Origin of the sequence: Methylorubrum pseudosasae (genome assembly GCF_029504475.1) — a bacterium.
GTDB classification, from domain to species: domain Bacteria; phylum Pseudomonadota; class Alphaproteobacteria; order Rhizobiales; family Beijerinckiaceae; genus Methylobacterium; species Methylobacterium extorquens.
In genome coordinates this window covers 20,075-27,296 of record NZ_JAQGDU010000003.1, presented here as the reverse complement: position 1 = coordinate 27,296, position 7,222 = coordinate 20,075, and the positions used below count along the sequence as shown (strand labels likewise).

10 protein-coding genes and 1 pseudogene are annotated in these 7,222 nt (G+C 66.1%); 6 read left to right on the top strand and 5 right to left on the bottom strand.

What is annotated here, in order from left to right; all coding sequences use genetic code 11:
- Positions 1–154 precede the first annotated feature (154 nt).
- Complete coding sequence (locus M2437_RS26455) at positions 155–1,111, top strand: tyrosine-type recombinase/integrase (protein ID WP_253389702.1); 957 nt, start codon at positions 155–157, stop codon at positions 1,109–1,111.
- Between the two features lie 74 nt (positions 1,112–1,185).
- On the opposite strand, the gene M2437_RS26450 is transcribed toward M2437_RS26455, so the two are convergent.
- The gene (locus tag M2437_RS26450; RefSeq protein WP_253389723.1) at positions 1,186–1,551 is read right to left on the bottom strand and encodes a stability/partitioning determinant; all 366 of its coding nucleotides are present in this window, start codon (positions 1,549–1,551) and stop codon (positions 1,186–1,188) included.
- Positions 1,551–2,237: a ParA family protein gene (locus M2437_RS26445; RefSeq protein WP_253389722.1), complete on the bottom strand. Its 687-nt coding sequence runs from the start codon at positions 2,235–2,237 to the stop codon at positions 1,551–1,553. Before M2437_RS26445 ends, M2437_RS26450 begins: the two co-directional genes overlap by 1 nt.
- A gap of 258 nt (positions 2,238–2,495) precedes the next feature.
- Here M2437_RS26445 and M2437_RS26440 point away from each other — a divergent pair, with 258 nt between their 5' ends.
- The 4 genes from M2437_RS26440 (at position 2,496) to M2437_RS26425 (ending at position 4,332) form a co-directional block, all read left to right on the top strand.
- Complete coding sequence (locus M2437_RS26440) at positions 2,496–2,765, top strand: type II toxin-antitoxin system ParD family antitoxin (RefSeq protein WP_012457144.1); 270 nt, start codon at positions 2,496–2,498, stop codon at positions 2,763–2,765.
- Entirely contained in the window at positions 2,758–3,048 is a 291-nt protein-coding gene (locus M2437_RS26435) for a type II toxin-antitoxin system RelE/ParE family toxin (RefSeq protein ID WP_253389721.1), read from the top strand. Before M2437_RS26440 ends, M2437_RS26435 begins: the two co-directional genes overlap by 8 nt.
- A 539-nt stretch (positions 3,049–3,587) precedes the next feature.
- Complete coding sequence (locus tag M2437_RS26430; protein WP_499007234.1) at positions 3,588–3,833, top strand: hypothetical protein; 246 nt, start codon at positions 3,588–3,590, stop codon at positions 3,831–3,833.
- A gap of 82 nt (positions 3,834–3,915) precedes the next feature.
- The gene (locus tag M2437_RS26425; protein WP_499007232.1) at positions 3,916–4,332 is read left to right on the top strand and encodes a hypothetical protein; all 417 of its coding nucleotides are present in this window, start codon (positions 3,916–3,918) and stop codon (positions 4,330–4,332) included.
- A gap of 100 nt (positions 4,333–4,432) precedes the next feature.
- Here M2437_RS26425 and M2437_RS26420 read toward each other — a convergent pair whose 3' ends face one another.
- A complete protein-coding gene (locus tag M2437_RS26420; protein ID WP_253389719.1) occupies positions 4,433–5,197 on the bottom strand; it encodes a metallophosphoesterase in 765 nt (254 codons plus the stop codon).
- 382 nt (positions 5,198–5,579) lie between these two features.
- On the opposite strand from M2437_RS26420, the pseudogene M2437_RS26415 reads away from it, so the two are divergent.
- A pseudogene (locus tag M2437_RS26415) lies at positions 5,580–5,934 on the top strand (integration host factor subunit beta).
- On the opposite strand, the gene M2437_RS26410 reads toward M2437_RS26415, so the two are convergent.
- Together M2437_RS26410 and M2437_RS26405 are read right to left on the bottom strand one after the other, a co-directional pair.
- Positions 5,901–6,242: a mobilization protein gene (locus M2437_RS26410; RefSeq protein ID WP_253389718.1), complete on the bottom strand. Its 342-nt coding sequence runs from the start codon at positions 6,240–6,242 to the stop codon at positions 5,901–5,903. The pseudogene M2437_RS26415 and the gene M2437_RS26410 overlap by 34 nt on opposite strands.
- Before the next feature lie 12 nt (positions 6,243–6,254).
- A complete protein-coding gene (locus M2437_RS26405) occupies positions 6,255–7,043 on the bottom strand; it encodes an NYN domain-containing protein (protein WP_253389717.1) in 789 nt (262 codons plus the stop codon).
- Between the last annotated feature and the right edge of the window lie 179 nt (positions 7,044–7,222).

The window sequence follows — 7,222 nt, the reverse complement described above, 5'->3', positions numbered from 1 at the left end:
TCCGTTGTATCGCTGATTATGAAGATTGCACAAAGTATTTTAGTGATCGTGCTTCCATTCATAGGATACTATGCGCATTAGTATTTGCTACATGCGTTGCCAAATCTCTCATCCCATTTGCGGGAAAGGGTGATAAGCCGGAAAGTAGTAAGGGATGAACCAATTCGTCACCCTCAGCAGCTACCCCGCCCCTGCCCTCGTGGCAGCGGCGGGCGACCGCGCCGCTTACCGCTTCCTGGAATTCTTCACGGCACAGATCCGCAACCCCAACACCCGCCGCGCCTACGTCAAGGCGGTGGGGGAGTTCTGCGCCTGGCTGGAACGGCACGGCCTGCCCTCGATCGCCGCCGTCAGCTCAATCCATATCGCCGCTTACGTCGAGGAGCTGGGGTGCAGCCACAGCGCTCCCACGGTCAAACAGCGCCTGGCCGCGATCCGGATGATGTTCGACTGGCTGGCGACCGGCGGCGTGCTGCCGTTCAACCCGGCCAGCGCCGTGCGGGGACCGAAGCATGTAGTGAAGCGGGGCAAGACCCCCGTGCTCGCGCCGGACGAAGCCCGCGCGATCCTCGACGCCATCGACGTGAGCACGCCCATCGGCCTGCGCGACCGGGCGCTGATCGGGCTGATGGTCTACACCTTCGCCCGCATCGGTGCGGCCACTGCCATGCGAGTGGAGGACGTGTACGTGCAGAGCCGCCGCCTGTGGGTGCGGTTGCACGAGAAGGGCGGCAAGGCGGTGGACCTGCCCTGCCACCACAACCTGGAAACCTACCTGCACGCCTACCTGGACGGAACCGGCATTGCCGGCGACGGCGACGGGCCGCTGTTTCGGACGATCCGGCGCGGGACGGCTGAATTGACCCGGACCGCCCTCCCCGCCGCCAACGCTTATGCGATGGTGCAGCGGCGGGCCAAGGCGGCCGACATCGCCACCCGGATCGGCAACCACACCTTCCGCGCCACCGGCATCACCGCCTACCTCAAGAATGGCGGCACGTTGGAGCGCGCCGCCGCCATTGCCAACCATGCCTCGACCCGGACCACTCAGCTCTATGACCGGCGCTCCGACGAGGTGAACCTGGACGAGATCGAGCGCATTCTGATTTGATGCAGCCGCACGGATGTAGGACGCCGGAACACTTGCGCTCAGCGCGGACCAATTTGCTCGGTCAAGGTCATCGGCTAACTTTGAGCGGAAGCCAATTCCCGCTCTAGAAGCTCCGTCGCACGCTCAAACGTTTCACCGAGTCCCCAGCCGTTGGCATCCGCAATGCGCGTGAAAGCCTCAATCGTTTCCGCCTTCGTTTTGATATTGAACTGGACATTGCGGCCGGTCCTGCGCCTTCTGAGAGGTGCAGCAGGCTCTTCCGGAACAGCCGCTGCCTTGATCGGCTCGCGGCTCCTGAAGCCTGCGGCCTCCGCCGCCTTCTTCGCCTCCTCCGGTTTCGGCCTGTCGTTCGCCGCCCGCTTCGGCTTGGCGAAGGCAGCCGGGTCGAAATTTTCCAGCTCGTCGCCGAAGCCGAGCGGTGCGCGTTCCCTCACGCTCATCACGCTGCCTGCCTTTCAGCGGCAATCGCCTTGAGACGCGCCACGACCTCGCCAGCGAACTCTCGGGCGTTTTGGATTGCCTTGTCGAGGTTGCTGACCTGCGCGCCATCGAGACCAGCCAGCGTGCCACCATAATCGAAGAGATCGCGGTAGGCCGCGCGCTCGACGATCGGCGTCGCAAAGATGTCGATCCCCCCTGCCCTCAGCTGCTCGGCTACGTTCCGAAGCGCGCGCGACGTGACCGCCGCCCCGGTGCGCGTCAGAACCACCGCATGGGCAATCTTGCGGCGGGACATCTTCTCCTGGTTCCGGATCAGCCGGAGCATCTTGGCCCCGCCCTTGGCGTCCATGCTCGATCCTTGGATCGGGATCACCACTAGGTCCGCCATGCCGATCGCGTTCGAGACCATAAGAGACGCTGTGCCCTCAAGGTCGACGATCACAAACTGCGCCTCCTCCTCCGCGGCCTCGATCGCATCGACGACGCTCTCCTCAGTCACGTCGGCCACGATGCGAACGTTGCCCGGCTTGCCCGGCAGCTTTGCCCATTGCGAGATCCACCGCTCCGGATCGGCATCGATCACGGTGACGGCTGCCCCTTTCGCAGCCAGCTCGGTCGCGAGCAGCAGCGCCGTGGTGGTCTTTCCGGCTCCGCCCTTGGGGTTGGCGAAGGCAATGACAGGCATAGCCAATTCCTCGATCAGGCAAGCGTGGCGGGACGAATCAACATCCAAAAGGATAACAGATAGCTAACGGCTACTGGGCAGATAGGCGATAGCTATCCGCTACCAAAAAGCTATTTGATAGCAAGTTGGTAGCTACTAGATAGCTACCTAGTACCTTGCAGGTGGAAGGGCTGTTTGCAGGCCAAGATCACGACCGTAGGAATAAGGATATTTGTGAAAAATTCATATTTTTGCTAGGGTCGGAGTAGGAGGTGCCCTATGGCGACGATGACGATCTCCCTACCCGACCCAATGAAGGAATGGATCGAGGCCCAGATCAGGCAAGGCGATTACGCCAGCACGAGCGACTATGTGCGTGACCTCGTACGTCGTGACCGCGAGCGCCGGGCTCACCCCGAACTGACGATCGACGATCTCCGCCGCATCGTGGACGACTCCCGCGCCAGCGGCATCAGCCGCCGCAGCATCTCGGACATCATGGCCGAGGCCAAGGAGATTGCGAGCGCTCGCGGCACTTCGCGTGGGTAGCTACCAGCTCACTGGCCGCGCCGACGCCGACATCCTCGACGTGTTCCTCTACGGCCTCACCGAATTTGGGATGGCCCAGGCCGAGCGCTATCAGGGCATCCTGGAGCACACCTTTCAGCTCCTGGCCGACAATCCTCGTATGGGCCGGGCTGCAGAGGTGATCGGGGCAGGGGTCCGGCGCCACGAATGCGGCGCACACGTCATCCTCTACGAGGAGGCACCGGACGGCGTCCTGATCCTAGCGGTCGTCCACAGCAGGAGCGTCCGGCGGCTTTCGCTGTGACCGTACCTTATAGCTATCTAGTAGCTACCAGATATGGTTCCGCATCTCTGGCGTCTCTCCATGCCGGGCTGAGTCAGGCGGCATGAGGAGGGGCAGAGCCAAGGGTTCGGTGCCGATGCCCGAAGCCGCAGAGGCACTGCGCTTTTGCGCCCTCGCCGCAAACCGGATGACTAGACATCGGGTCCGATAGGCATGGGTCGGCAATGTCTCATTAACTTCCGGCCCAGGCAGGCTCGGCGGTTGACCGAATCTCCCCGAGCCGCCACGGTCGGCGTTTCGGCGCGATCAGCGCCGTCAGGAGAGAAACCGACGCGGTAGAAGCCTGAAAAAGCAACGGCCCCGAAGGCGCCAACCTTCGAGGCCGTGGACCGATCACAAAGAGACCGGCGGGGACATTTGCAATCCCGACAGTCTCATGAGCGCCCCAGGGCGTCAAGCGAAAGCGCCAACTTTCGCGAGCGGTCCCGCTTTGCCTGGATGCCCGCGCGCCCGCCGAGGCGCGTGAGCCCTGCCGCGCGCCTTGCAGAGGTGCGGGACCGATGTTTGCCGAGGAGATCCGCCGTCAGGCGATGAACGCGCCGCGCGCCGCGCTGCCGGACGTGACGGCCGCTTTGTGGAAGGCCTTTGCCGCCGGCGCGGTGAGCGAGGCGACGGCGGAGGAGCTGTCCGGCCTGATCGAGGCCAGGATGGCGCTGCCGGTCTCACGTACGGCTGCCGAGGGACCGGAGCCGCTCAAGGCGGCACCAACCGCGCCATGTCGGCTCCCGGCCGCGCACGGATACTAGCCTCGAGCGCCGTCGCCGCTGGGCCGCCTCGGGGCGGCTGCCGCCGGCCCTGGCCGCGCGCTTCAGCCTGGCCGAGCAGGCGGTGCTGGCCCTGGTGGCGGCCGAGAGCGTGCGGCGCAAGGACTGCCGGCTGGCGGTCGGCAACCTCGCGGCCCTCGCCGGCGTGTCCGAGACCACGGTGCGCAACGCGATCCGCGAGGCGGTGCGGCTCGGACTCCTCACAGTCGAGGAGCGGCGCATCACCGGTTGGCGCAACGACACCAACGTGGTGCGCATCGTCTCAGCCGAGTGGATGGCCTGGCTCCGGCTTACCCGCAAGCGGAAGGAGGCGACGCCGGCCCCGGTGTCCGAGGGGGGAGGGTGCAAATCCGCGAAGGGCACGCCTACTGAGGTTCTCTCCCTGTGGATTCCGAGACCAAAACAACCGTCACAAGGGCTGCCGAAGAGCAGCGGGCGACCTTCGACACAGAGGGCGATCCGGAATCGGGGCGGGCGGTAGTGCCGTCGCGGCCATGCGTGGGCGACATGCGCGGGCGACATGCGCGCGAGCGCCGGCGTCCGCTTTGCCGAACGGCCGGCCTCGCGCGGACCGGCCGGTTTCAGGCCAGCGCGATCACGCGGTTCTCGTCGAAGGCGAGGTTGGCGAACCCGGCTCCGGCTGGGTTGCAGAGGAGGCGCGTGCCGCTCGGCCGGGTCAGGTCGAGGCTGTGATGGACGTGCCCGTGCACCCACAGGGCGGCGCGGCCGGAATCGGTCAGTGCCGACAGGTCGGAGGCCGAGTTGCCGGCGTTCCAGGTGCCGCGCTGCGCCGGGGCGATGCAGTCCGGATGCGGGGCGTGGTGGGTGACCACGACCAGGGGCAGGGTGCCGTCATGCGCGTCCATTGCCGCGCTCAGCGCGGCTCGGGCCCGGCGGTGCAGGGCGGCGGCGTCACCGATGGTGATGAGGTGGCTGCCGCCGTGCGCGTCGTGGGCGATGTCGATCGGTTCGCCGGTCGGCGTGGCGGGATCGAGCTGCCCGGCAAGCCGGTAGTCGCTCCACAGGGTGGTGCCGATGAAGCGGCATCCGGCTAGGCTGGCAGAACCGCCGTCGAGCAGGGTGATGCCGGCCCGGGCCGCGAGCACGGGCGCCAGGGCGAGATCCTCGCTGACGATGCCGTTCCAGTGCTCGTGGTTGCCCATCACGAACACCACCGGCTTGTCGCCGGCGAGCCGGCGCAGCACCGCGAAGCCGCGGCCGGGATCGCCCTCCCAGATGTCGCCGGCCGCCACCAGGACGTCGAAGCCTGGCGGGTCGGGGCGGAAGTTGTCCGGGTAGGGCAGGGTCTCGAGGTGGAGGTCGGACAGGATCCAGAGCTTGGCCAAGGGGCCTCCCAGGCGATGCGGTGCGGTCCGGGTCGCTATCAGGCGTCCCTACCCTTAGGAGGCTGAATCCACTTGGGTCGAGCGGGACGATCGCCGGCTTCGGGCGGCCGGCATTTCCGTCGAGCGGGTGTGATCCGGCCGAAGCTTGACCATTCATGGTCCTGCTCCAGATGCCAGCGTGGCCTCGGTGTTCGCGCCGGGGAGTACCGGCGAGGCGAAGGGTTCTTTCACCCCCACTCCCTTCGTCTCGTCGGACCAAAGGCTCCGGCCGAGGGCCGGAGGAATGCCCTCGACCGGAGCGGCATGGCGTGGACGGGTGATCCCAGGCTGCCGCGTCGGCTCCGGGCTTGCCGCGGGTCGGCCGGCGTGCTCGGACACCGGTATGATCAAGTCCGAACTGATCCTGCGCATCGCCGAGCAGAACCCGCACCTGTACGCCACGCGACGTGGAGGCGGTGGTGAACACCATCTTCGACACGATCACCGCGGCGCTGGAGCGCGGTGACCGGGTGGAACTGCGCGGCTTCGGGGCGTTCTCGGTCAAACATCGAGAGGCGCGCCAGGGTCGCAACCCGCGCAGCGGTGCGGCCGTGGCGGTCGCGGCGAAGACGGCTCCGGTGTTCCGGCCGGGCAAGGAAATGCGTCTCAGGCTCCAGGGCGAGACCGTAGGCGTCGCTGCACCACCGCCCCATCGCGAGCCGCGTCAGGCGGCCTCGCTGGCCTCACCTGAAGGCTGAGAGATCGCCGCCGGCTCGCTGCGAACGGAGACCGCTTCCGGGATCGTCTCCGAGCCGATCAGATCGGCGAACAGGGCCTTGTCGGCCTCGCGGGTGAGGAAGCCCGGCAGCTCGCGGCGAAGCCAGTCGGTGAGGCGCTGGGTGAAGGCGGGATCGTGACCCGCCTCCAGGCGCTGAAGAACGAGGGCACCGAGCAGAACCTTGCGCCGGGTGTCGATGGCACGGTCCTGCTTGGCTTGACGAGCCTTGAGAGTCGCCCGTTGCGCGTCGAGCTGGGCGAGGCGCTGTTCGATGGTCTTGCGGGCCATCCGGGGCTCCATTCACTTGGGTGCGGGCGTGGGTTTCAGCTTGACCATGACGGTCTTGGGATGTTCGCCGATGCGCTCGACTTCGACGAGGCCGGACGCCTCGACCAGTTCGGACAGGCGGCTGAAGCCGTAGTTGCGCGCGTCGAAGTCGGGAGCCTGCTTGGCGAGATGCGCGCCGACGCGGCCAAGATTGGCCTTGCCGTCCTCATCCGCCGAGGCGGTGACGGCCTTCGCGAGCATGTCGAGGGCCGTCCGATCCAGCACTGGCTTGGCGACGGTAGGCTTAGCAGGTTGCGGCGTTGGTGCCGTGGCAACAGCCCTTCGTGGTTTGGGAGCTGCTGTGGCCGGACTTTCCGCTTCCGATGTACCTGCGCCGAGCACGTCGAAATAAACGAACTTGTCGCAAGCGGTGATGAAGGGGCGAGGCGTCTTGCGTTCTCCGAACCCGTAGACGGTCACACCCTGCTCGCGGATGCGCGCGGCGAGGCGGGCGAAATCGCTGTCACTCGACACGATACAGAAACCGGAGAAGCGGCCGGTATAGAGGAGATCCATGGCGTCGATGATCATCGCGCCATCGGTCGCATTCTTGCCGGTCGTGTAGGCGAACTGCTGGACCGGCTGGATGGAATGTTCGAGTAGGCAATCCTTCCAGCCGTTGAGGTTCGGCTTGGTCCAGTCGCCATAGATGCGTTTGACGCTCGCAACGCCGTAGTTGGCGATCTCGGCCAGGAGCCCTGTAACGATCTTCGGCGAGGCGTTGTCACCGTCGATGAGCAGGGCGAGCGTATCGGAGGCCATGTGTCGTTCCGTGTGCCGCGAACCGATCCCTTTGCGGGAGATGGTAGCGCAGAATAGCCGAGCTCGATCCGAAATCAACCAGGGGTTCGGTCCGGCGCGAAGCGCCCCACCTGAGAGGCGAGAGAGCGCAGCGAAAGAGACCGGAAGGGCGCACTTACGAGTTGCAGCGCAACTCAGGG